Origin of the sequence: Labilibaculum sp. (assembly GCF_041595635.1) — a bacterium.
GTDB lineage: Bacteria > Bacteroidota > Bacteroidia > Bacteroidales > Marinifilaceae > Labilibaculum.
Genome location: NZ_JBFHJW010000044.1, coordinates 1 through 24,452 on the forward strand (window position 1 = coordinate 1; position 24,452 = coordinate 24,452).

Here is a 24,452-nt window from a genome sequence, read left to right on the forward strand (position 1 = left end):
CGGCAGTTTTAGAAGATCAGGGGTTAAAATATGTGTTTGTGCAACTATCGGGCGAAAGCTACGAAAAGCGATTCGTAAACATTGGTATCAGTAATGGAAAAGAAGTTGAGATTACTTCGGGACTAAAAGCTGGTGAGCGCGTGGTGAGCAAAGGAGCCTATTTTGTTAAGTTAGCCTCGATGGCTGGTTCATTGCCCGAACACAATCACAATCATTAAAAGAAAACAAAGTGACCTTTTTCTTCACCTCTTTTAGAACAGGAGTAATACACAGAAGAATAGTCGCAAAAAAATCAATAAGAAAAATATAAACGCTGATAAACAGTAAACTATCGTGTTAAATAAAATTATACAATACGCATTACACAATCGCCTACTGGTAATGTTTGTATCGATTCTCCTGATTGTGGGAGGAACCTACACCACCGCTAATATGGATGTAGATGTGTTTCCCGATTTAACGGCTCCTACGGTTGTGGTGATGACAGAAGCACACGGAATGGCACCCGAAGAAGTTGAGAAATTAGTCAGCTTTCCCATCGAAACTGCTGTAAACGGAGCTACAAACGTTAGACGACTTCGCTCCTCTTCTTCTGCAGGATTCTCCATTGTATGGATTGAATTTGAATGGGGAACCGACATTTACAAGGCCCGGCAAATTGTGAGCGAAAAACTACTCACCGTATCGGAACAACTGCCCGAAGGAGCAGGAAATCCCAACTTAGCACCGCAGTCGTCTATCATGGGCGAAGTGCTGATGATAGGTTTGCAATCGGACAGCATTTCACCTATGGAGTTGCGTACTCTGGCCGACTGGACCATTCGTCCTCAGCTGCTGGCGATCAATGGCGTGGCTCAGATTGTTGTGATTGGTGGCGAATTCAAGCAGTATCAGATTCTGGCCAACCCGCAAAAAATGAGGTACTACAAGGTGAGCATCGATGAGTTGATGAAAGCGGCTCAGGCGACCAATCAGAATTCCGCAGGTGGTTTTATCAACGAGTATGGAAACCAGTACAATATCCGCGGAATTGCCCGTACCTCGGACCTGAACGAATTGGGCAACTCGGTGGTAAAAATGTATGGAAATGTTCCCATCCGCATCAGCGATATTGCGGAGGTAAAAGCTGCGGCAGCGCCAAAAATTGGTTTGGGAAGCATTAACAGTCAGCAGGCCGTTCTGCTCACGGTGAAAAAGCAGCCCGGCATTAACACCCTTAAGCTCACCGAAAAGCTGGATGCATCCATTGAGGCATTATCGAAATCCTTGCCCAAAGGAGTAAGAGTAAACACTCACATTTTCCGTCAGGCGGATTTTATCAACTCCTCCATTGGCAATGTAAAAAAGGCTCTTTTAGAAGGATCGATTTTTGTAATCGTGATTCTGTTTTTGTTTCTGATGAACTACCGAACCACCATCATCTCTCTTTTGGCCATTCCTATTTCGCTTCTGGTTACCATGATCACCTTAAAGTTTCTGGGAATCGGTATCAATACAATGACCCTGGGAGGTATGGCCATTGCCGTTGGCGATTTGGTGGACGATGCCATTATTGATGTGGAGAATGTGTACAAGCGACTGCGGCAAAACCATCTTCTGCCCAAAGAGCAGCGAGAGAAGCCCCTAAAAATTGTGTACTCGGCCTCCTGCGAAATTCGTTCCTCGATTATCAACGCCACCTTTATTATTATTGCTGCCTTTTTGCCTCTGTTTTTCCTTAGCGGGATGGAAGGAAGAATGCTGCAACCCCTGGGAATTGCCTTTATTGTTTCCCTTTTTGCCTCCTTAATTGTGGCACTAAGCCTAACGCCTGTGCTTTGCAGCTTTTTACTTACCGGCAATAAAATGCTCGATAAGAAAAAAAAGGAAAGCTGGTTGGTTGCCAATTTAAACCAATGGTATGGTCGTTCGCTGGAAAAAGCCATGCGCTACAAAAAGTGGATTTTGGGTGGCGCCAGTCTTCTCTTCCTTCTTTCCCTGTTTATCCTTACGGGATTAGGAAGAAACTTCCTGCCCGAGTTTAACGAAGGATCCCTAACCATCACGGCCATTACCAAGCCTGGCATTTCTCTGGAGGAATCGAATCAGGTAAAAATACTGGCAGAACATGCCTTACTCGAAATTCCGGAAGTTAAGCTCACTGCTCGTCGTACCGGTCGTTCCGAACTCGACGAACATTCCTTTGGTGTGAACACCTCGGAGATTGAAGTTCCTTTTACTTTACAGGAAAGAAGCAAATCGGAATTTTTACAGGATGTTCGTGAGAGATTAAGCCACATTGCGGGGGTTAATTTTGCCATCGGGCAGCCCCTGGCGCATCGTATCGATCATATTCTTTCGGGAACCAAAGCCAATATCGCCATCAAAATTTTCGGTGATGATTTAAATCTAATGTTTAAAATGGCCAACGACATCAAAACAAGTATTTCGCCCATTGAAGGCGTGGTGGATGTAAATGTAGAACAGCAAGTGGAGATTCCACAGATTAGAATCGTACCCAAAAGGGATATGCTGGCCAAGTATGGCATTTCCATTTCGCAATTCTCAGAATTTATTCACGTTGCTTTTGGAGGTTCGAAAGTTTCGGATGTATTTGAAGGCATCAAAGCTTTCGATTTGGTGGTAAAATACAATGAGGAAAGCCGTGGTAATATGGATGCCATTCAGAATGCACTCATCGACACCTGGGATGGCAAAAAGATTCCATTCAGCTATGTAGCCGAAATTCAATCCCTCTCGGGTCCCAATACCATCAATCGTGAAAATGTTCAGCGCAAGCTGGTGGTATCGGCCAATGTTGCCGATCGCGATTTGCGAAGCGTGGTTACCGATATTCAAAAGCAGATAGAACAGGAGGTATCCCTACCCGAAGCCTACCGAATAGAATATGGCGGTCAGTTCGAAAGTGAAGCCAAAGCCTCGCGTATTCTGATGCTTGCCTCCCTTTTTAGTATCCTGATTATTTTTCTACTCCTTTTTCAGGAGTTCAAAAGCACACAGCTGGCCAGCATTATTTTGCTGAACCTACCGTTGGCACTTATCGGCGGTGTTCTTACGATCTTCTTTACTTCGGGCATGTTAAGCATTCCGGCAATTATAGGTTTCATCACCCTCTTTGGTATTGCCACCCGAAATGGTATTCTACTGATTTCGCACTACCAAAGTATGAAAGGCAAAGGTTTAGCCATTAAGGATGTAATTGTTCAGGGATCGGTTCATCGTTTGAGTCCTATTTTAATGACTGCACTAACAGCGGCACTAGCACTCATCCCTATGGCCATAGCAGGAGATCAACCCGGAAACGAGATTCAAAGTCCCATGGCCGTGGTAATTTTAGGCGGACTTCTGAGCTCTACCCTTCTCAATATATACATCGTTCCAATTGTTTACCTACAACTAAACACTAAAAACACAGGAAATGCTTAAAATATTCTTATTCATCACCCTAAGCGGATTGAGTCTTCAAGGAATGCCTCAATCCACCGTTTCGCAGGTATTGCAGGAGATTGAAAAAAACAATCCACATATTCAGGCACAGCAAAGCTATCTTGAAGCCCAGAAATTAGGCTTTCGGGCAGAGAATAATTTGGCTGATCCCGAAGTCGAATGGGAAAAAAGTTTCTCTTCGGAAGAAGGAAAACCCTATGAAGTATTGGTGAGTCAGAGCTTCGATTTTCCGAGTGCTTACCTGTATAAAAAGCAAATTAAGAATCAGCAAATTGCAAACCTATCAAACCAATTTGCTCAAATCCGACAGGAAGTTCTCCTGCAATCGGAATTGATTTGCCTGGAGCTGATTTATCGGAACAAGCAAAAAAAGGCTCTGGAAACAAGAGTTGAGAATGCCCAAAAGCTGGCAGACTTTTTTGAGAAAAGATTGCAGGAAGGAGATGCCAATATTCTTGAAACCAACAAGATAAAGATGCTTCTACTGAATACAACCAACCAATTGGCATTCATTCAGAATAAAATCCTTAGACTGGAAAAAGATTTGCAGATGCAAAATGGCGGTTCCCGAATCGACTTGAGTCTTGAGAACTACCCAATCATCGATGTAGAAAAGGAGGCAGAACAAATTCTCGACAAAGCATTGCAAAGCGATCCTTATCTGAATCAACTCCGATCGAAGCAAGAAATAGCCTCTACCGAAACTTCCCTGGTAAAAAGTAATTCACTTCCTACATTATCTATTGGCTATCGCTATATCAATTCTGATATCATGAAGGAAGCCCATGGAATGAAACTTGGAATTAGCATCCCTTTATGGGAGAATAAGCACAAGGTAAAACAAGCCAAGCTGCTGGAACAGTTTCGAAAAGAGGAAGTTTCTCTGGGAAAAATGCAGAAAGAGAGTGAGTACGAAAAATTATTTCAGCGCTTTTTAAGCCTGCAAGTAAGTCTTTCGAACTACCAGGATGTATTTGTAAAAAAGGACTACGACCGTCTTTTACAGAAAGCCCTGCAGTATGGAGAAATCTCTGGTATTGAATACCTTATGGAGAGCATCTACTACTATGAAAGTTTCGATACATACCTGGAAACAGAACATGAATACTACCTTACAAAAGCGAAAATAGGAAGATATCTACTTTAGTAATTATGTAGATTCATTCAAAATATCACTATAACGATAACTTTTTTTTAAAATAGTGCGTACAACTTTCAAAACGGATACCGTTTTTAAGGTTTAAAGTGAATAGATTAAAAAAGGATGGAGTGGTTGCCATCCTTTTTTGCTATCTGCCATTTTGCATTAGCATGAAAATTTAGAAAAACCACAACTTATTTGACAATAAAAAATTTATTACTATATTTATGCCGGATTGTCTTTTGACAATTCAGGTTTTAAAGTGAATATGAAAAGGACGGAGTGGTTGCCGTCCTTTTTCGTACCCTCTATTTTCCTCTAGAAAGTGATTTTTTTGCTTCAAACGACCAATATTCATCTCAACTCTTTCTCTAATAAAAACAAAAATGGAGAATCTTTACAATCCTCCATTCACTAAACTACAAGCTAATATTTTATTATTTGAAGAGCTTTTTCAACAAATCCTTTCCTTTATTTTCAAGTTCCTTTTTAGCTCGACGTTCCAATTCTTTTGCAACAGCTTGTTGGGCCTGCTTAATAGCTTTGCTTAAATCAAGTTTCACATTAGGATTATCCACCGTGCCGGTAATCTTTACTGCAACATCAAGTTCTTTTACCTCGTCGAAACCTGGTAACTTATCAAAATACTGATTTACTTCCCTACCCAATTCTTCTTTAGGTAACTTCATGTCCATGCTAAAATCCAATTTACCATCTACCGATTGTGTTCCATAAATTTTAGCTGGGTGGCCCGCAACTTTTGCATCGAAAGGTTTCACTTCCACATTACCATTGGTAATCACAAAATCCATATCGAATTGAGTCACAGAAATTCGTTTGTATTTATCATTTTTTAAAGCAGTCGCCAGTGCATTAAAGGCTTTATTATCCTTAATGATAATCTCTTTGGAATGAACCGAACCGTTTCCGTTCAGTGTATTCATCACTGGATTCATTTCCTTATCGAGTAAGGATTTAATTTTTACATCGGATGAAAAACGGCCTGAGCAATTCATAGCAATTGGCACCATTTCCTGAATCATGCTCAAAGATTCGTAAGCCGAATTAATATCAAATTCCTTCACATCCAAACCAAAATCAATGGCTGGACTCTCCACATTTTTTGTACTATATGATCCATTCATTGTCATGGATCCCTCAAGCATATCCATTGACAAATTGGTCAATTCTGCTTTTGCATTTTTAATCACAATTAATCCTTCTACATTCCCAATCTTCATTTTATCGTAAAGAATCAATTTCATAGATGAAACTAATTTCAAGTCTAGGTTAGCTGGAATTTCAACCACAGTAAGAGGAATTGTATCCTCAGAAGTCTGCACCTCTTCATCATCAGTCACAAATTCATTCAGATCAAATAAATTCGAACTCAATTTAAAATTTCCTTTTAGAACCTGATTTTTTAAGGCGTAAGGAATGTAATTCTCCAACTTACCAACCAACTGGATATCTGAGTTTCCAATTTTTGAATTGAAAGAAGTCAGGCTAATATATTGGGGGGTAAAATTTAGCACCGAGCTAATAATATTAATTCCCTGAGGAAAATCAGGTGTGGAAAACTCGAAATTTTTCAATTTCACATCTCCCTTGGTCATAAATTTCTCGTAATCTTCCTTTTCTATATCCGACATCTTTCCACTAAAGCGAACGTCAGAGGTAACAATTCCCTTTATTTTGACACTATCCATTGGAATTGCATTTCGAATTTTAGCAAAGTCGATAACACCTTTGAATAAACCAGTAATAAAAGGATCAGAAATAGGATTCTTCACATGAAATTGAGCATCGAAAGGATTTTTGGCCACCTCAAAATGAAATGCATTAACATCTGCCGTTAATAAATCAAGTTCTCCTCCAGGATGATTTACCTCAGCTTTAATCGTAATTTTATGAACAGACTCTTTTAAATCCAGATATTTAAGTGAAGCATTTGCGACACTTAATTTAGCTCCGAAAGATGGAAAACTATTTTCTTTATAATCTCCTTTTGCAAAAGCGGATAATACCAATCCACCAGTAGTTTCTAACCCTTTCAAGTCTGATTTAAATACCTCTGGAACCATGGAAAGTAAGGTTTTAAAATCAGCTTCCTGAGCATTCATTTTCAAATCCATATTATAACCATTGTCAATGATTCCCACATTTCCATCGATACCAAAAACCAACTCATTTAGAGTTAACTCATTCTCCTTAAAAGTGAAAATCATATTCTGAAGATCTGCAGCAATAACTGCATTAAGAGTTACACCTGCCTCTTTCAAATAATTAACCCCTTCGTAATCAAAATCTATCCCTGAAAGTTGTGATTTTAAATTTAAATTGGTCGATTTAACAGTAAAATCGCCATTTAAACTCAAATCAAGATCTCCAACAATCAATTTTGCCTTTAAAGATTCATCGTTATATATCAGTGAAAAATTTTCAATTCTAACTTCCTCAAAAATCACTTTAAAATCAGAAGCGTCCTTTTGTTCTTCTTGTTCCACAACCTCATCTGATTCTTTTACGATATCCCAATTCGCTTTACCCGATTCAAGTACCAAAGCATTTACTTTCGCATCCGCCAATACAATTGCACCAACTTCAATCTGGGAACCAGACATAGCAGAACCTAAATCGACAGCAGTATACAATCGACCAATTTTCGCCAAAGTATCAGCTGAAAATTCATCTTTCCCCACTACACTCACATTTTCCAATTCTACATATAGGTTCGGAAAATTCTTTAATAAGGATAATGACAAATCTCCAATTTCGACCTTAGCTTCTATCGTATTGTTTATTTCGGTTTTCACCCGTTCCAATATCTGATCTTTAAAGAAAAAAGGTAAAACGATAAGCAGAGCTAAAACTAGAACCACAAATCCGCCAAAAAACATTAAAATCTTCTTCATTACACAATCTATTTATATGAATTTACATAACAAAAGTACAAAACCTAAGGCATTACACTTAGCCCATTGAACAAATTTCCAGGACAAAGTAAATTTAGCATATTTTTACTTTCAAGGCGAATCCTAACTAAAAGATTTATAGTTTTTTAAAAGCCCACCCCTCTAAACAATGCATTTTTATTGAAAAAAAAGCTCAAATCATAAAGCATGAATGCAAAATTTATATATATTTGCATCGCATTACCGAGGTAATTATTGGATGCGTAGCATAACTGGATAGTGCACTACGTTACGGCCGTAGAGGTTGGGGGTTCGAATCCCTCCGCGTTCACAAAAACTCATCAAGAAATTGATGAGTTTTTTTTTATGGTGAAATACCAAAATAAACTTTCATCCAAATCCCAGATCAAGGATCAAAGCGAAAAATTATGGGATAGAACTTAAATTATTTTTGCTTACAAAAGCCAAACAAGAATAATGACAAGACAAGAAAACTGTGAAAAATTACTTCGCTTACTTTTACAGAAAGTACTTTTAAATTATTTCAGTATTGAGAATATTATTTAGAATAGTAAGGTCATTAATTTTGAGTATCTACACTCATTTTTAAAATTGATCAAAAAAAACCGGAGTTCAAATACTCCGGTAGTTTCTAATTTAAGGTAAGCTCTGAAATATCTGGAAATTTCAGATTTACATTTTGTGTGGATTGACGAAATCCTAAAATCCGATCGAGAAGATTCGCAGAAGAATTTACTTTAAAACGATCCAAATATTCCTGTAGTTCCACAGAATTAAATACATCAGAATTAGCAATTCGCTCTAGCAAGGAAGTCATTTCTTGTCCCGAATTTTTACAGTCCAAATTCAATAGTGTATAAATATCATTCATAGGCATATAATTATTTCTATTTACCTATTAACGACCCTTATACACTTTTAGTATTTTTTTTGCAAAAAGATTAAAAAAAAATACAATCCCTAAGCTCTACATTTTAAAAATTTAGACTAATATTTCTCTCTTCAATGGATTTTCGCATATTGATTAAGGCATATCGCATACGGCCCAATGCAGTATTAATACTAACATCCGTTTGGTTTGCAATTTCCTTAAAACTCAAGCCCTTGTAATGTCGAAGAATAACTACTTCCCGTTGATCTTCAGGCAATTCCTTAACAAGCCTACGAATATCGGCATAAATCTGATTTCGGATCAGTTCATCTTCGCAGTTTTCTTCGCAAAACTTTGCCGAATTAAAAATATCCAATTCATAATCATCTTTAGAAAAAGTATTTATCTGTTTCTCCTTTCTAAAATGATCAATAATCAAATTATGAGCAATTCTTAGTACCCAAGCTAAAAATTTACCATTGTCTTGATATTTCCCCATACGCAGAGAACGGATCACCTTAATAAAGGTATCCTGAAATAAGTCTTCGGAAAGCTGATGATTTTTTACGATTAGATAGATATAGGTATATACCCTATCTCGGTGTCGAGTTACAAGAATATCTATACTATCATCATTACCATCAATGAATTGCTTAACGAGATCATAATCGGTGGGATTAGTCTTTCTCAATTTCACAGCTATTAAGTTAAACAGTGTAAAAGTCAGTCTATAAGCAATATCTCCTTTTAATGATGGTGAATAAATAATACTAATAAGATGCAATAAAGTAATTTTTAATGAGATTTGAAAATGTTTAGAAGTTAAATATCTTTGTAGATTCGTTTTTAGTAAACTTATAGGGTTCCGAATCTGCATTCAAATTATCAGTATGGCAAATAACAATTCAGAAAAACACATTTATATAAAGGGCGCACGAGTTCATAATCTTAAGAACATAGATCTTAAGATTCCCCGAAATAAATTTATCGTGATTACTGGTCTCTCTGGATCAGGCAAATCCTCACTAGCATTCGATACACTTTATGCCGAGGGACAAAGAAGATATGTGGAAAGCTTATCCTCTTACGCACGACAATTTTTAGGCCGAATAGACAAACCCGAAGTTGACTTTATAAAAGGAATTCCGCCTGCAATTGCCATTGAACAAAAGGTAAATACAAGAAATCCGAGATCTACAGTCGGAACTTCAACTGAAATATATGACTACCTAAAACTTCTTTTTGCAAGAATAGGAAAGACCTACTCTCCCGTTTCAAATGCTCTGGTAAAAAGACATAGTATTACCGATGTTGTTAATTATATTCTGAAACAAAAGGAAGGTATTTCAGTTATAATAATGGCTCAAATGTTTGCGGAAAATCGCAGCATATTAGAACAACTAGAAGTACTATCTCAGCAAGGTTTTTCGAGAGTAGAAAACAATGGAAAGATCCATAAAATATTTGATATCATTGAGTCTCCTGATATTTTGCAGGAAAAAGAAGCAATTTATATTGTTATTGACCGCATACGTGTTTCCACCGACGAAGACACCAAAAACAGAATAGCCGATTCGCTACAAACTGCCTTTTACGAAGGAAAAGGAGAATGTTTTCTTACCATTGAAGGAAAATCGAATTACAAATCTTTTTCGAACCGTTTCGAAGCAGATGGAATTGTATTTGAGGATCCCAATGTTCATACATTCAGCTTTAACAACCCAATTGGGGCCTGTCCAAGTTGCGAAGGTTTTGGTAAGGTTATTGGCATTGATGAAAACCTGGTAATCCCCAATAAAACAATTAGTATTTACGATGATGCTATTGTATGTTGGAAAGGAAAAAAAATGCAGGAGTGGAAAAATAAATTGATTTACTCTGCCGAAAAATTCAATTTCCCTATTCATCGCCCCTACTTTGAATTAAACGAAGAAGAAAAAATTTTATTATGGACTGGCAATAAATACTTTAAAGGCCTAAATGATTTCTTTAAATATCTGGAGGCTAAACAATATAAGATCCAATATCGGGTCATGTTATCACGTTATAGAGGCAAAACAATTTGTCCGGAATGTAGAGGAACCCGTTTAAAAAAGGAAGCTGGCTATGTCAAAATAAACGAGAAAAACATTCAAGATTTGGTTCTAATGCCGCTGAATGAACTACGTGACTTCTTCGTAAAACTGAAATTAGATCAAACAGAAGAAAAAATAGCCAACCGATTACTTTTAGATATTAAAAACAGAATCAACTTTTTATCGGATGTTGGTTTGGGATACTTAACCCTTAACCGTTTATCCAGCAGCTTATCTGGTGGTGAATCTCAACGAATCAATTTGGCAACTTCGTTGGGTAGCAGCCTGGTTGGTTCTCTTTATATTTTAGATGAACCCAGTATTGGTCTGCACTCACGCGACACAGAACTTCTGATTAAAGTACTACGTCAATTACGTGATTTGGGAAACACAGTAATTGTTGTTGAACACGATGAAGACATTATATTGGCCGCTGATGAACTTATTGATATCGGTCCTTTCGCAGGAAGATTAGGTGGTGAAGTTGTTTTCCATGGGAATCTAAAACAACTTAAAGAATCACCAGAAGGTTTAACAGCCCAATATATCTCCCAAAAAATGATGATTCCAGTGCCTAAAGTTCGAAAAAAATGGAATAATTTTATTGAAATAATTGGAGCACGAGAAAATAACCTAAAGGGATTGAACGTAAAATTTCCCTTAAATATCATGACTGTAATCACGGGTGTGAGTGGCTCTGGGAAATCTTCCCTAATAAAAACAATTCTGTACCCAGCACTAAAAAAACATTACGGTGGATATTCCGATAAGAGTGGTCATTTTGATGCACTAAAGGGAGATCTTCATTTAATTAAGAACATTGAATTTGTGGATCAGAATCCAATCGGAAAATCATCTCGTTCGAACCCTGTTACCTATCTTAAGGCTTACGACGAAATAAGAAAATTATTTGCTGATCAACAAGCTTCGAAATATAGTGGGTTTAAGCCTGCTCACTTTTCATTTAATATCGACGGAGGAAGATGTGATGAATGTCAGGGAGAAGGAATTATTAAGGTTGAGATGCAGTTTATGGCTGATATTTACCTTCAATGCGAAAGCTGCAAAGGAAAGCGATTCAAAGATGATATTCTTCAGATTCGTTACAATACCAAAAACATTCACGATGTTTTAGAAATGACTGTAAACGAAGCTACCGAATTTTTTGCTCAGACCAAAGGCAGCATCGAGAAAAAGATTGTTCAGCGATTACAACCACTGGTTGATGTTGGATTAGGCTATGTAAAACTAGGCCAATCATCAAGCACCTTAAGTGGTGGTGAAAGTCAGAGAGTTAAACTAGCTTCCTTCCTGGCCAAGGAGAAAGCAGAACCATGTCTATTTGTATTTGATGAACCTACGACAGGATTGCATTTTCATGATATTAATAAATTGATGGATGCATTTAATGCTCTACTGTCAAGAGGTCATACCATACTGATTATTGAGCACAATATGGAAATAATTAAATGTGCCGATTGGCTCATTGATTTAGGCCCTGAAGGTGGTAATAAAGGTGGGCAGATTGTTTTTGAGGGAATTCCTGAGGATGCAATTCAATGCAAAAATTCATTTACGGGACAATATTTAAAAGAAAAACTAACTAAAAAAGGTTCCTTATAGGAGCCTTTTTTCACAATTTAACACCAATTAAAACCGACACACAAGAACTTTCTTTGCCTATTTTTCGATTTTCATCTTGATCAAGATCCAAAACTATAATTAAGTTCATTGCCTCATCCAATTCAAAATCGAAATGATCCAAATAATTACTTTCCATGTTGTCAAAAATTAAATTCTGATCGGAATCAAGAATACAAAAATGAATTCTAGGAGAAAAATCTTCACAACCAACAACTACACGATACTCCTGCCCACTAAAAAAAGCTTTATGCAGCTCCACTTTTTCCTCTCCCTTTAAAAGAATACCAATACAATTACCTGCATAGGCATAGCCAGCCAATTTAGCTTTACAAAGGTTTATAGTAGAGTCTTCACACTGAGAAAAAGACTGATTTATACCAAAAAACAATCCCAATAGGACTGAGAGAAAAAAGTACTTCATCGATAAAAAAATACGTAAATAATTTATTTTAATATACAAGATAATCTCTCATATCTTCCACTTTCGCAACCAGCTCCACAAACACTAAGTCGTCTACATTCTCAATATAATCGTCACTTTCCTTTGTATTTATAGTTTTGAAACTTCTTTCAAACAATTTTTCCAACTGCAAAACATCCAAATAAATAGGTTTAATCATTGAATCGGATTGATTGTCGCGTAAAACGGTTTTTATACTCTCAAGCGATAGTTTTTGATCCAAAATTTGTTTGATTAATTCCTCATGGGTTTTTTCACTAGTTTGAACACTCTGAGTGGCTAAATACATACTCTCCACCCAAGCTCCAATAAGCATTAAAGCAGCAAGAGAATATCGTTCCTGCTCGCGCAATTGATCATTTGATTCCAAATATATATCCGAAACAACATCAACAATCAAATTTTTATTCATCACATTATTCTCAAGCAGACGGATTTTTTCCGGATCTACTGTTTTAAGAATACCTAATGATTCAGCAAGATTTCTAGATACATTCATGTACTCCATTACTAGCTGATATTGCTCATACAAACTTGCATAACTTAAATCGGCACAATACACACCAAGGGCAATGGCTCTTGATGGACTGGTAGAGTATCCAGGCAAATTTTCTGTTTTATTCAAGAGTTCCTCTTGAAAAAGTACTCCAGAGGTTTTTATCAAGCTAGAAATTTCCATAGGACTCGGCAGAACAAAAAATATCCTTTTCATTTTTTCTGTGTTCTCTTGAATCAGCTCACGCTCCAAAGCATACTCATCAAGTTCTTTATTGTTATTCTTTGATGAAAGAAGATTGCATGAGGAAAACAGTAGAAAAACACAAAGACTCCAAATAAATTTTTTCATTGAACTTTAGTTGAAGGTTAAAAAAGCAAATACAACGAACTCAAATTACAATTTTTCATGAATATAATAAGCTCTTTTTTGATAATATTACCCGATATGAATGTAAATGATAAATTACAAGTAGAGTTCATATTGATCAATAGCAACACAAAGCACATAATTCTATATGCCTTTAAACATTCATACGATACTTAGTCTACTAAGCAAACACTCTCAAGCATTGCATAAAATTAGAATTATAATCGTAGTTCCAAGTCTCTTCAAAAACTAGAATTAAAAATCAATTTCAGATACTTTTAGAAGTGTTAGAAAACGAATAAAATTACTAATTTTGCGAGAAACCAATCCATACTTTAATGAGTAATATTAGTAAAAAGGATTTGCGAAACTCCATAATTTTAGGACTTAGCTCTACCGACACTAAGGTAGTAATCAACTCCATTAATCAATTAAGAGAAGAAGGAAAACCAAAAGACATCCTACTTTTGTTAGATGTGATGCTTTCCAAATCCGAAACAGAGATTCAATCAGCAATCCATAATTTCCTTGCTGACTTAAAAAATCAAGAATCAGCTCAAATTATTATAGATGCAATTCAAAATCAAAAGTATGTTTCCATCAGAAAACATCTAATTTCTACTTGTTGGGAATCTAGTATTTCATTTTCCAATCATATTTCAACTTTTGTTGATGTACTTATTGAATCGGATTTTGAAACTTCTTTTGAGGCTTTTACGGTGATTGAGAATCTTACCGATAAAATATCTGAGGAAAGCAAACCTATTGAAATGGCTAAATTAAAAGATGCTATTCCAAGCGTGACTGCTGATAAAAAGGGAATGCTTCACGAAGCAATTCACATAATTGAGAAACTTTAAGCAAAAAAAAGCCGCTTTTAAAGCGGCTTTTTTAATTTTATATTAGAACGTCCTTTTCCTTATTCGAAAAATACTTCATAAACTGTGCTCTTTCATACAAAGCCGGATTCGGAATACTTCCGTAATTCAGACTTCCTCGAAACTCATCGACGGTTTTAAAACCTTTTGCCTTCATCCATTTCGAAATATCTCCGAGAATATCGCTAATTTGATCAAATCCATGCTCATATACGGTTGAGCAAATCTGAACCGTAGTTGCCCCAGCCAACAATTGTTTAATCGCAGCTTCACCATCATGAATTCCTGTTGATGCGGCAATATCAAGTCCTTTAATTTTATCCGACAACATGCCTACCCAACGAAGAGACTTACGAATATCGCTTGCCGAGCTTAGTACTGGAGCGCTTTTAATTGTCATGGTCTCAATGTCGATATCTGGCTCATAAAATCGGTTAAACAATACCAAGCCATCAACTCCATCAGCATTCAAACGATTGGCAACAGAAAATAAATTGGTAAAATAAATACCTATTTTCATCGATATTGGAATACTCACTTCCTTCTTTACGGCATTAAATATATTGTAATACAAATTTTCATACTGTGTAGAGCTCATGTTTCTATCAACAGGAACAATGAATACATTTAATTCGATTGCATCAGCACCCGCTTTTTCAATTTCCTTAGCGAAGGAAGTCCAATCGGATGAAGAAACACAATTAATACTTGCAATAACAGGTATCGAAACCGCTTCCTTGGCCTCTTTAATAAGAGTCAAATAATTCGAAACAGAATGTCCCTTGATGTAAGTCTGAATATAGTCTTCAGCTTCTGGATAATTAGCATTCGAAGACTCTTTTCCAATCAAGTTTTTAGCTTCATTGGTAATTTGTTCTTCAAATAAAGATTTTAGAACAACTGCACCTGCTCCTTTTTCTTCTATAATTTTAATTTTTCGCACCGAATTTGTAAGTCCGGAACTGCTAACAACTAAAGGATTCTTTAATTGCAATCCCATATAAGTGGTTTCAAGATTAATCATACTATTTTGATTTTTTTATTTTCAATCGTGATAAACAAATATAGTAATTTCGAGCTAAATATTGACATACTAAGCTCCAACTTAAGTTAATAAAATTGGCAATTTTTAAAATCTGGAGCCAAAAATACAACTACCAAGCCTTACCATAGTACTACCTTCTTCAATTGCCAGTGCATAGTCTCCTGACATTCCCATTGAAATTTCTGTAAATTCTTCTTTAGTCTTAAAATAATCTGCCTTTAAGTTTTCAAATATCGACTTCAAATTTCCAAACTCTGTACGAATTACATCCTCTTGAACGGTGTAAGTGGCCATTCCCATGACTCCTATAATTTGAATAAAATGTAAATTTAAAAACTCTTCGGAGCTAAGTAAAGCCTTTGCATCAGCCAAAGTAAGTCCAAATTTACTTTCTTCTGAGGCAATATGAAATTGAAGCAAACAGTTAATTACTCGTTTATTTTTTTCAGCCTGTTTATTGATTTCCTTCATTAGCTTCATACTATCCACAGCATGAATCAAATGAACAAAAGGTGCAATGTATTTCACTTTATTAGTTTGCAAATGACCAATAAAATGCCATTCAATATCCTTAGGCAGATCGCTATATTTTTGTACTAATTCCTGAGGCTTATTCTCTCCAAAAATACGATATCCACCTTCGTAGGCTTCAATTATATCTTCCTTAGGTTTAGTTTTGGAAACAGCAACCATTTTTACATGATCGGGAATTGTTTTGAGTATAGTATTGATTTTTTGAGATATGCCCATAGCAAATTGCAAATTTTTAGAATTCAGCTTCAAAATTACAATTTTTAGCGATTCTGATCCATCAATTGACCGCTTTAATTATTCTCTGAAAGAATAAAACCAACACCATGAACATTTTCTATTTTTATTTTCTCATCCTGTTTCAGATGTTTTCGGAGTTTTGTAATAAAAACATCCAAACTTCGCCCCATAAAATAATCATTTTCGCCCCACACCTTCACTAATATTTCTTCTCGGCGCAATACATTATTTTTATTCTGCAACAATAAATACAAAACATCACCTTCTTTTTGTGTGATCCTCGAAATGTTTTCCTTATAATTCAACGTCAAATTTGCATGATCGTAAACAAATTCACCAATTGTAAAAAGCATTTCTTTTTCATCTTCTACATTACTTGCTCGTTTTAGAACAGCATTAATTCTTCGAACCAATTCATCCTCATCGAATGGTTTGGTAATGTAATCATCTCCACCCAAATCAAAACCTTTCAACTTATCCTCTTTTAAAGATTTAGCCGTTAAGAAAATGATTGGAACTTCCTGATTAAATTTGCGAATTTTCTTAGCCAAGCTAAAGCCATCCATTTTTGGCATCATACAATCGAACAAACAAAGGTCAAATTGTGAGTTGACAAAAGCTTCATACCCTTTCTCTCCGTCGCGTTCTAATGTAATTGAAAAACCTTCCATTTTTAGAAACTCCTGAAGTACAAGTCCCAAATTGGGATCATCTTCTACCAATAAAATATTTTTTGAAAGAGAATTTGTCATAAGTAAATTTTAGTTTGAAGGTAAAATAATAGTAAAAGTACTACCATAATTTCGTTTGCTCAATACCTTTATCGAGCCTTTGTGTGAATCTATAATCATTTTAGAATATGATAAACCGATTCCAAAACCTTTAACTTCATGTTGATCGCCTGTTCGAGCTCTATAATAACGGTCGAATGCATGCATTTGCTCCTCCTTACTCATCCCAATTCCTTTATCGCTTATGGCAATAAAAAGATTTCCATTCACATTTTTCGTTTCCACCTTTACTTCAGGGTTCGATTCAGAATATTTAACTGCATTATCGAAAATATTAAGCAAAACATTCTGCAACAAATCCTTATCGCCACACACAGAATCATCCTTAGCAAGCAGATTCAATTCTATATGACCTTTTCGCTCTGCTAACTGAACCGAAATACGATCGACACATACATTCAGTAGTTCATGCATGTGAAATTGATCTGAATTTAACTTCAGCTCTCCTCTTTCGATACATGCAAGTTTTAACAACTGATCTACTTGACCTTTCAATCGATTATTCTCAGATAAAATCATGTTTGAATAATGTTCAATTTGATCAGGTTTGGAATGTACCGCATTTCGTTTTAACATGCCACTAGCCAAAGAGATTGTGGCCATAGGAGTTTTAAATTCATGAGCAATATTATTGATCAAATCAGTAGTTCGCCCTAAAATCTTTTTATCATTGATTAATGATAAAATAGTGATCCCGAAAAAAGCACAAAGAATAAATATTAATATAATGGAACATATAAACATGCTACCCATACTATCCATTAAATTTTGTTCTCTTTTCTGAAAATATACATTTAGTACTGCCTTATCGTGACTTAATGCTTTTCGCAAGCTATAATAAAAACATTTACTCTTTGGTTGTTCATCGGCAGTGCTTAGCACCTCAATGGTATAGGGAGACTGAATCTGATAGTCTTCAAATTGTTGCTTAATAATAGAATCTAATCGTCCAACCTCTAATTTTAAACGCTCACTATCGTTGGCATCATACTTTTCCTTATTCATGAAAGCTCGCATTTTCTCACAAGTTTGCTGGTCTTTTGCAAACTCATCAACAGATTCATGCAAAGCCAAACCAACCCGATGATTAAATTGTTCATCGCTCAAACTCCTAGCCCTCTTAATCCACTGAAATTGAATTAGTAAAAGAAGGAGCAGAACAATTATCGATATCACAATAAATATCTGTATTCTATATTTTTTTCTATTTTTAAATATTGCTTTCAATGGTAATTTTATTATATAATTATCGCAGAACAACCTAATTACAAGGTGATTTTCACGACCCAAATTTAACTAATTTTTTAAGAACAAATTGGAGCTTTAACAAATCATTAACAGCAGACAAAAAGATCTTTTACTTTCTTTGAGCATAAGAAAATCAAACTAAAACAGATTTGTAACACTTTAAAATTAAGAAACATGAAAAAGTTATTATTTGGACTTCTATTTGTATTTGCAATAAATGTAGTAAGTTTTGCCAACCAACCCGAAATTACAAACTTTGACAATGAAATTTCGCTCGCTCAAGATCAGGAACAAACCGATGTTGAAAAAAAGAAATGTGCTGCAGATTGCACCAAAGCCTGTTGTACAAAGGAAGCTAATGCTGATAAAAAAACTTGCTGTACAAAGGAAGCTAAAGCGGATAAAAAGAAATGTTGTACTAAAACAGCCAAGGCAAAAAAAGATTGTTCTAATTCTTGTGAGACAAAGGAAGCAAATGCCGCAAAAAAATGTGCTACTGATTGCACGAAAGAATGTTGTAAAAAATCGTAAATATTTTACTTCCATTTAAAAGACCGTTACTAAAAAGTAAAGGTCTTTTTTTTGCAATTTGGTACAATTTATGCGGTAAATTTAAAAATAAATTCATCAAAGCATAAAACGTATTAGCATGAAAAAATCAATTCTTATTATTGTTAGTTTACTCTATTGTTTGGGTGTATTCGCTCAAGATGTAGAACGTTATAAAGAATATCACGATAAGGGTAGAAGTCTAATTTTACAAGGAGAATACGAAAAAGCTATTCACTATTTAGACACTGCAATTGTAATTATGCCTTTCTATACTGCCATTTTTCAAGATCGCGGTTACGCAAACATGCAACTAAAAAAATACGACGAAGCAATCATGGATTTCGATCATGTTCTGAATATAAAGCCATACCTATCGGAAGTGCATTTACAAAGAGGAATGGCGCTGTACCATAAACATCTATTGAATGAATCGGAAATGGATTTACTAGAAGTCCTTAATAGCAACCCCTCAAAGAGTAAAGAAGCCATTCTTTATCTTAACAACATTCAGAAAGAACGAAAAATAATCAATGATCAAAAACAGATACAAAATCTCAACTCACTTCGCTATCAGTTAGAACGAGAACGAATAAGTAGAGCTAGACATCGAGAGGAAATTATATGGAATACTGCTATTCCACTCGCTTTTTGGACCACCGTCTTTTTAAGCTGGTAAATCTGTATCTTTTTTAATCGGTTTTTCTTTAGAGGATATTTTCTTTCTCTTGGATTTGGTTTTTCGATCTAAATTTCTGTCAACATTCTCCATTTTTAATCGAAATTTTTCAATACTTTCTATTGAACCGACTACAGTTAGAATATCGCCCACTCGAAGTTGAGTATAACCAGTTGAGATAAGGGTATTGTTGTTTCGTTTGGTAGCCAAAATAATAAGATCACTTGGAATTTGTATGTCTCGTAAAGGAAGTCCATGCAAATCTCTATTTTGCATCTCAATATCAACAGTATCCTGATCTTTTTCCATTCCCAGCAATAAACTGGTAGCAATAGGCGATCGCACCAAATGATCCATTAAACTAACCATTACCGTGGTAGGTTCAACAATTAATGCACCAAGCTCAATAAATTTGCTCACATAACTACGTTCATTCACTCGAACGACTAAATCTCGAGTTCCAAAATGTTCATACGCCAATTCACAAACCCTTAAATTATCCTCATCTTGATTCAACATAACAATAGCATCAGCCTGATCGGCTTCTGTTTTTTTCAATTCGCTTAAACTCAACTCCTTTATAGACGTTACTTGTACACCATTGTATGCAAGCTTAGCTCTTTCCTCGTTACGCGTAACTATTTTCACCTCCCAATCGTGATCCATTAACTGGCGCGCCAAAGCAAGTGACTGCCCTTCCAAACCGAAAATAATAGCTTTCTGTATTTTATTATCATGCAATCGTTCTGTTTTGGTATGTCCCTCACCTACCATTATTATAAACCACTTAAACAAAGGTGGTCCACAAATCTCGTTAAGAACAATAACGGCAATTAAAATGGCTGCAAACTGAGGTCCCCACTCTGGATATTTAGCTGCTACAACCGATACCAAACCAATAGCTACACCTGCTTGAGTAACGTAAGGCATCCATGAAAAACGATTCACTTTTATTGGATCACCACCAAGTGTTCCCCCAATAAAAGCACCAATCATCATACTTAACAAACGAATAGTGAAGAAAAGAAGCGCTACAGCCCAGGCTTGAGCTAAAACATCCAAAGAAACAGAAGCTCCGGTTAGGGTATAAAAAAGAACATAAATTGTCGGAACCACTAGTTCTATAATCGTAATAAACTCCCGTCGGTGACTCCCATAATTCACCACAACAAAACTAGCTATAATACAAATAAGTAAAGGTTCTATATAAAGTTCAAATCCAAAAGATATGAGACTTTGATCGTGTACAAAGTGAGCCAGCAAATAAATGCTATATCCTAACAAAACCAAAAGAATCGCCTTTGCTATAGTCGGCAAACTTCTGCCCAACAACCAATTCATGAGTAAGCCCAGTGTAAATCCTATAAAAATAGACAAACATAGTTCTCCAAAAAGAATAACCACCAACCAAAAATCAAAAGGAACATTATTTATTAAGGCTCCTGCAACAGAAAAACAAATGGTAAACAATATAATAACCAATACATCTTTGATAACTGTAACTCCGATAGCAGTTTGTGTATAAGGCCCTTTTGCACGCATTTCGTTAATCACAGCAATTGCAGATGCTGGCGATCGAGTGACAAAAATAGTTCCAATCAGAAGTGCTATAGCTAACTGTACAGAAAAATCTAAATCAGATAAAAAAGGAATTCGATTGGAAAAGAACAAAACTGCGGCAGCGCTTAAACCAAAGGTGAAGAACAACTGCCCAAATGTCATCCATTTAATACTTTTCATTCTGCCTTTCAATTCTTTTAAAAAAAGTTCGGCTCCAGCTGCAAAGGCGATAAAAGCCAATGAAGCTTCATTAATAAACTGAAGATGCGGAAGTGATTTTTTAGGAATAAAATTTAAAATGAAAGGACCTGAAAGAATGCCTATAAAAAGGAGACCTGAGATCACAGGTAATTTTGCCTTGGGAAAATATTTTGAAATTCGATTGGCCGCCGTAGCAACGATCAAAAAACCAATGGTAAATATGATAATTTCCAAGGATATAGTCATTTAATAAGAATTAAGTGTTACATGTTCCCCTTTGCTATTTCGAATTTTAAGATACAGAATAATATCAATCAATGCAATTGAGAACTAGGATTCCCTGCGCATTTCTCAAACCTTAAAAAGTCTCGATTAAACTTATCTACTTCATTGAAATTGTAAGAAAAGCAACTTTTAAACTATAAACAAAAACTAAATCGTCAATTGAAAATACAGCCAAAAAAAAGGACTGCTTTATCAACTGTCCTTTTACATACTATTTACTTTGAAAATTACTTTACGTATCTTTAGTTATAAAAAAAATAAATCATGAATATACTATTGGACCAAGGATGGAGCGAAATTGATAGTAAATTGATAAAAGACTATGTTCTCCCAAATTTTATCGAAGCGATCAATTTTATTAACTTAGTAGCTAAAGAGGCTGAAGATGAGAATCATCACCCTGACATTAAGCTTTATAAGCACAAAAATGTTCGCTTTATTTTAAGTACTCATTCCGTAGGAAAAATTACCAAAAAAGACATTTTGCTTGCCAAGATGATCGATAAAGCATACGAATCGATGAAAGTTTTTTAAGTAATTATAATCCCTTGATTGTAGGTACCTAAAACTTTTATTTCTTTGGCATAATGCGATATTGTATCCAAAGCATTACGAAACTGACGAGGTCCCTGGAATTCCAAATCGACATGAAAAAAATACTCCCAATTAACACCTGGAATTGGCAAAGATTGAATTTTCGAGAGGTTGATATTTTCCTTTGCAAAACAATCCAAAATATACGATAGGCTTCCTGGATCGTGACTTGTACTAAAATACAAAGAGGCTTTATTATATCCTCCGTTGGCAACAACTTCGTTTTTTCTTTTTAGCAGAAAAAACCTCGTTTGATTATCTTTAATGCTTTCTATTTCGGCAGCGATAATTTCCAACTGATACAATTCGGCCGGATAATCGCCTGCAATAGCTCCTATACCAACCAACTGATTTTCTCGAATATTCTTTGCACTCAAAGCGGTATCTTCCATTTCTACCATTTTAATGTGTGGATAATCGTGGAAGAAGGTGCGACATTGGTTGATAGCCATCGGATGGGAATGAACTTCTCTTAAATCTTCAATTTTTTGTCCAGGCAAAGCCATCAAATTTTGCTTGATTCGTAAAAAAATTTCTCCTTCTATCACTAGGCCTGAATCTTGTAACAACCCATAATTTTGCAGAATACTTCCGGCAATCGAATTCTCAATGGCCATAATACCACCATCGCACACCGATTCGTCTTGTGTTAATTCTACCAATTTGGCGAAACTATCGGCCGGCACAATATCAACATCTTCACCATAGTAGGCATTTACTGCTAAATGGTGAAAACAACCTTCAACTCCTTGAATTACAATTTTTCGCTTATTCATGCTTATAGTTATATTTTGGATCACAAAAAAGTCCCAATTAGTAAGGACTCCCTATGAATATTTTCAAATATTATTTCGTAAGAATCCCATTTTCCTTTTCAGAAAAAAGAAAAACAGACAAAAAATTTCGAAACAATACCTTTCTCATATGGTCAAAAAAAAAGAGCCTTTAAAGAGGCTCGTCATCAATTAATAATACATGCAAGTCCTCTTTTAACAAAAGCTGCTAAAAAAGAAAAATCGTTCGATATGCATGTTATAGCTCATTCTTAGTGTTCTAATTGCTCCCAAAGGTAAAAAAATATTCCATACATCGTACATACAATCAAGGCAAAATAATCATCATCAAATAATGCAAGTTTATCAATTCATTTGAGCGAAAATTTTATTTTAACAATTCAATAACACGCAGAATAATTCTTATTTCATCAATTGTAGTATATTTAATACCTGAAAGTCTTAATATAAAAAACATGAAAATAAGAGTACAACTATTACTGATACTAGCTTTTGCATTATACTGTCAAACTACAAATGCTCAAGACATTAAAACCTATAATTTTAGCGAATTGGAACCAATCTTCCAACAGCAAAACGATACCACTTACGTGATTAATTTTTGGGCCATGTGGTGCAAGCCTTGCGTTGAGGAACTGCCCGAGTTTGAAGATATCCGTAAAGATTATGCCAACAAAAAAGTAAAAGTAATACTTGTTAGTCTCGATTTTGGAAGTAAACTAGAAGAACGAATGGCAAAATTTTTAGAACGAAAAAACATTCATGCAGAAGTACGAATTCTGGACGATCCTGATGCAAATAGCTGGATTAGTAAAGTAGATGAAAAATGGGATGGAGCATTACCTGCCACAGTAATCTATAATAAAGACAACAAAACTGTATTTACCCGCCAGGTATCCTACGATGAACTGGCAAAATCAATTGATAAATTAAGTAAGTAATCCTATAAAAAAATAATAATTATGAAGAAAATGATGATTCTTGGCCTTTTCGTATTGGCCTCATTTGGAATTCAGGCTCAAGGTTACCAAATTGGTGACCAAGCAAAAGATTTTAAACTAAAGAATGTAAATGGCAAACAGGTATCTTTAGCCGATTACAAGGATGCAAAAGGTTTTATCGTAATTTTTACCTGCAACCATTGCCCATATTCTGTAGCTTACGAAGATCGAATCATAGAAACAGATCAAAAATACAAAGCGAAAGGATATCCTGTTATTGCGATTAACCCTAACGATCCCGAACTATACCCAGTGGACTCATACGATAATATGATTATCAGAGCGAAGGAAAAAAGTTTTACATTTCCATACCTATTCGATGAAACTCAAGAGATTTACAAACGATTCGGAGCGACCAAAACACCTCATGTTTTCATATTAAGCAATAAGGCTGGAAAATATACCGTAGAATACAAAGGAGCTATCGATAACAATTATAAAGATGCATCTCAGGCAAGCAGTCATTATATCGACGATGCTGTTGAAGCTTTGTTACAAGGTAAAAAACCTGAACTTACCGAAACCAAAGCAATTGGTTGTGGTATTAAAACCAAAGGATAAATAAGAAAAAGGTAAAATTAAGTCCCGAAAATCAAATGATTCTCGGGACTTTGTTA

The 24,452-nt window shown here is 35.5% G+C and carries 20 protein-coding genes, 1 tRNA gene and 1 pseudogene; 11 read left to right on the forward strand and 11 right to left on the reverse strand.

The window, feature by feature from the left end:
• From ABYT26_RS12490 to ABYT26_RS12500, 3 genes and pseudogenes are all read left to right on the forward strand, one after another.
• Positions 1-218: pseudogene (locus ABYT26_RS12490) on the forward strand (hypothetical protein); the annotation flags it as partial.
• A gap of 115 nt (positions 219-333) precedes the next feature.
• Positions 334-3,426, forward strand: a complete 3,093-nt coding sequence (locus ABYT26_RS12495; protein ID WP_372754375.1) for an efflux RND transporter permease subunit — start codon at positions 334-336, stop codon at positions 3,424-3,426.
• A complete protein-coding gene (locus ABYT26_RS12500) occupies positions 3,419-4,594 on the forward strand; it encodes a TolC family protein (protein ID WP_372754377.1) in 1,176 nt (391 codons plus the stop codon). The genes ABYT26_RS12495 and ABYT26_RS12500 overlap by 8 nt, the downstream gene beginning before the upstream one ends.
• 431 nt (positions 4,595-5,025) lie before the next feature.
• Here ABYT26_RS12500 and ABYT26_RS12505 read toward each other — a convergent pair whose 3' ends face one another.
• The gene (locus ABYT26_RS12505) at positions 5,026-7,503 is read right to left on the reverse strand and encodes an AsmA-like C-terminal region-containing protein (protein WP_372754379.1); all 2,478 of its coding nucleotides are present in this window, start codon (positions 7,501-7,503) and stop codon (positions 5,026-5,028) included.
• 257 nt (positions 7,504-7,760) lie between these two features.
• Between ABYT26_RS12505 and ABYT26_RS12510 the strand changes: the two genes are divergently transcribed.
• Positions 7,761-7,834 (forward strand) — tRNA-Arg (locus ABYT26_RS12510).
• 321 nt (positions 7,835-8,155) lie between these two features.
• Here the strand turns inward: ABYT26_RS12510 and ABYT26_RS12515 are convergent.
• Both ABYT26_RS12515 and ABYT26_RS12520 read right to left on the reverse strand, forming a co-directional pair.
• Positions 8,156-8,395, reverse strand: a complete 240-nt coding sequence (locus ABYT26_RS12515; RefSeq protein WP_372754381.1) for a hypothetical protein — start codon at positions 8,393-8,395, stop codon at positions 8,156-8,158.
• A 103-nt stretch (positions 8,396-8,498) separates the two neighbouring features.
• Positions 8,499-9,086, reverse strand: a complete 588-nt coding sequence (locus tag ABYT26_RS12520) for an RNA polymerase sigma factor (RefSeq protein ID WP_372754383.1) — start codon at positions 9,084-9,086, stop codon at positions 8,499-8,501.
• A gap of 199 nt (positions 9,087-9,285) precedes the next feature.
• Between ABYT26_RS12520 and uvrA the strand changes: the two genes are divergently transcribed.
• Positions 9,286-12,093, forward strand: coding sequence for an excinuclease ABC subunit UvrA (uvrA, locus tag ABYT26_RS12525; protein WP_372754385.1), 2,808 nt, complete (start codon positions 9,286-9,288; stop codon positions 12,091-12,093).
• A 10-nt stretch (positions 12,094-12,103) separates the two neighbouring features.
• On the opposite strand, the gene ABYT26_RS12530 is transcribed toward uvrA, so the two are convergent.
• Both ABYT26_RS12530 and ABYT26_RS12535 read right to left on the reverse strand, forming a co-directional pair.
• On the reverse strand, positions 12,104-12,535 hold the full coding sequence (locus ABYT26_RS12530; RefSeq protein ID WP_372754387.1) for a hypothetical protein: 432 nt from the start codon (positions 12,533-12,535) through the stop codon (positions 12,104-12,106).
• Positions 12,536-12,563: 28 nt separating this feature from the next.
• Complete coding sequence (locus tag ABYT26_RS12535) at positions 12,564-13,421, reverse strand: hypothetical protein (RefSeq protein WP_372754389.1); 858 nt, start codon at positions 13,419-13,421, stop codon at positions 12,564-12,566.
• 356 nt (positions 13,422-13,777) lie between these two features.
• Here ABYT26_RS12535 and ABYT26_RS12540 point away from each other — a divergent pair, with 356 nt between their 5' ends.
• Entirely contained in the window at positions 13,778-14,299 is a 522-nt protein-coding gene (locus ABYT26_RS12540; protein ID WP_372754391.1) for a hypothetical protein, read from the forward strand.
• 37 nt (positions 14,300-14,336) lie between these two features.
• Here the strand turns inward: ABYT26_RS12540 and ABYT26_RS12545 are convergent, their stop codons facing one another.
• The 4 genes from ABYT26_RS12545 to ABYT26_RS12560 all read right to left on the reverse strand — a co-directional run bounded on the left by ABYT26_RS12545 (position 14,337) and on the right by ABYT26_RS12560 (position 18,031).
• Positions 14,337-15,341 carry a dihydroorotate dehydrogenase-like protein gene (locus ABYT26_RS12545; protein ID WP_372754393.1) on the reverse strand — a complete coding sequence of 335 codons (1,005 nt, stop codon included), beginning with the start codon at positions 15,339-15,341 and terminating at the stop codon, positions 14,337-14,339.
• Positions 15,342-15,446: 105 nt separating this feature from the next.
• Entirely contained in the window at positions 15,447-16,112 is a 666-nt protein-coding gene (locus ABYT26_RS12550) for a YggS family pyridoxal phosphate-dependent enzyme (protein ID WP_372754395.1), read from the reverse strand.
• 74 nt (positions 16,113-16,186) lie between these two features.
• The gene (locus tag ABYT26_RS12555) at positions 16,187-16,885 is read right to left on the reverse strand and encodes a response regulator transcription factor (protein WP_372754397.1); all 699 of its coding nucleotides are present in this window, start codon (positions 16,883-16,885) and stop codon (positions 16,187-16,189) included.
• A 9-nt stretch (positions 16,886-16,894) separates the two neighbouring features.
• Positions 16,895-18,031: a sensor histidine kinase gene (locus ABYT26_RS12560; protein WP_372754399.1), complete on the reverse strand. Its 1,137-nt coding sequence runs from the start codon at positions 18,029-18,031 to the stop codon at positions 16,895-16,897.
• Between the two features lie 315 nt (positions 18,032-18,346).
• Between ABYT26_RS12560 and ABYT26_RS12565 the strand changes: the two genes are divergently transcribed.
• Together ABYT26_RS12565 and ABYT26_RS12570 are read left to right on the forward strand one after the other, a co-directional pair.
• Complete coding sequence (locus ABYT26_RS12565) at positions 18,347-18,703, forward strand: hypothetical protein (protein ID WP_372754401.1); 357 nt, start codon at positions 18,347-18,349, stop codon at positions 18,701-18,703.
• Between the two features lie 118 nt (positions 18,704-18,821).
• Complete coding sequence (locus ABYT26_RS12570) at positions 18,822-19,400, forward strand: hypothetical protein (RefSeq protein ID WP_372754403.1); 579 nt, start codon at positions 18,822-18,824, stop codon at positions 19,398-19,400.
• Here the strand turns inward: ABYT26_RS12570 and ABYT26_RS12575 are convergent.
• On the reverse strand, positions 19,389-21,407 hold the full coding sequence (locus ABYT26_RS12575) for a monovalent cation:proton antiporter family protein (RefSeq protein WP_372754405.1): 2,019 nt from the start codon (positions 21,405-21,407) through the stop codon (positions 19,389-19,391). The genes ABYT26_RS12570 and ABYT26_RS12575 overlap by 12 nt on opposite strands.
• A 303-nt stretch (positions 21,408-21,710) precedes the next feature.
• On the opposite strand from ABYT26_RS12575, the gene ABYT26_RS12580 reads away from it, so the two are divergent.
• Positions 21,711-21,980, forward strand: coding sequence for a 4a-hydroxytetrahydrobiopterin dehydratase (locus ABYT26_RS12580; protein ID WP_372754407.1), 270 nt, complete (start codon positions 21,711-21,713; stop codon positions 21,978-21,980).
• On the opposite strand, the gene ABYT26_RS12585 is transcribed toward ABYT26_RS12580, so the two are convergent.
• Positions 21,977-22,816: a prephenate dehydratase gene (locus ABYT26_RS12585; RefSeq protein WP_372754409.1), complete on the reverse strand. Its 840-nt coding sequence runs from the start codon at positions 22,814-22,816 to the stop codon at positions 21,977-21,979. The two genes, ABYT26_RS12580 and ABYT26_RS12585, sit on opposite strands and share 4 nt — an antisense overlap.
• A gap of 473 nt (positions 22,817-23,289) precedes the next feature.
• Between ABYT26_RS12585 and ABYT26_RS12590 the strand changes: the two genes are divergently transcribed.
• Both ABYT26_RS12590 and ABYT26_RS12595 read left to right on the forward strand, forming a co-directional pair.
• Positions 23,290-23,775, forward strand: coding sequence for a TlpA family protein disulfide reductase (locus ABYT26_RS12590; protein WP_372754411.1), 486 nt, complete (start codon positions 23,290-23,292; stop codon positions 23,773-23,775).
• A gap of 21 nt (positions 23,776-23,796) precedes the next feature.
• Positions 23,797-24,396, forward strand: a complete 600-nt coding sequence (locus ABYT26_RS12595; RefSeq protein WP_372754413.1) for a thioredoxin family protein — start codon at positions 23,797-23,799, stop codon at positions 24,394-24,396.
• Positions 24,397-24,452 lie beyond the last annotated feature (56 nt).

Bases quoted from the DNA above. Each gene is read 5' to 3' on its own strand.
- ABYT26_RS12500 (WP_372754377.1), top strand. From the start codon at position 3,419: ATGCTTAAAATATTCTTATTCATCACCCTAAGCGGATTGAGTCTTCAA.
- ABYT26_RS12505 (WP_372754379.1), bottom strand. From the start codon at position 7,503: ATGAAGAAGATTTTAATGTTTTTTGGCGGATTTGTGGTTCTAGTTTTA.
- ABYT26_RS12515 (WP_372754381.1), bottom strand. From the start codon at position 8,395: ATGAATGATATTTATACACTATTGAATTTGGACTGTAAAAATTCGGGA.
- uvrA (WP_372754385.1), top strand. From the start codon at position 9,286: ATGGCAAATAACAATTCAGAAAAACACATTTATATAAAGGGCGCACGA.
- ABYT26_RS12530 (WP_372754387.1), bottom strand. From the start codon at position 12,535: ATGAAGTACTTTTTTCTCTCAGTCCTATTGGGATTGTTTTTTGGTATA.
- ABYT26_RS12535 (WP_372754389.1), bottom strand. From the start codon at position 13,421: ATGAAAAAATTTATTTGGAGTCTTTGTGTTTTTCTACTGTTTTCCTCA.
- ABYT26_RS12540 (WP_372754391.1), top strand. From the start codon at position 13,778: ATGAGTAATATTAGTAAAAAGGATTTGCGAAACTCCATAATTTTAGGA.
- ABYT26_RS12545 (WP_372754393.1), bottom strand. From the start codon at position 15,341: ATGATTAATCTTGAAACCACTTATATGGGATTGCAATTAAAGAATCCT.
- ABYT26_RS12550 (WP_372754395.1), bottom strand. From the start codon at position 16,112: ATGGGCATATCTCAAAAAATCAATACTATACTCAAAACAATTCCCGAT.
- ABYT26_RS12555 (WP_372754397.1), bottom strand. From the start codon at position 16,885: ATGACAAATTCTCTTTCAAAAAATATTTTATTGGTAGAAGATGATCCC.
- ABYT26_RS12565 (WP_372754401.1), top strand. From the start codon at position 18,347: ATGAAAAAGTTATTATTTGGACTTCTATTTGTATTTGCAATAAATGTA.
- ABYT26_RS12570 (WP_372754403.1), top strand. From the start codon at position 18,822: ATGAAAAAATCAATTCTTATTATTGTTAGTTTACTCTATTGTTTGGGT.
- ABYT26_RS12575 (WP_372754405.1), bottom strand. From the start codon at position 21,407: ATGACTATATCCTTGGAAATTATCATATTTACCATTGGTTTTTTGATC.
- ABYT26_RS12580 (WP_372754407.1), top strand. From the start codon at position 21,711: ATGAATATACTATTGGACCAAGGATGGAGCGAAATTGATAGTAAATTG.
- ABYT26_RS12585 (WP_372754409.1), bottom strand. From the start codon at position 22,816: ATGAATAAGCGAAAAATTGTAATTCAAGGAGTTGAAGGTTGTTTTCAC.
- ABYT26_RS12590 (WP_372754411.1), top strand. From the start codon at position 23,290: ATGAAAATAAGAGTACAACTATTACTGATACTAGCTTTTGCATTATAC.
- ABYT26_RS12595 (WP_372754413.1), top strand. From the start codon at position 23,797: ATGAAGAAAATGATGATTCTTGGCCTTTTCGTATTGGCCTCATTTGGA.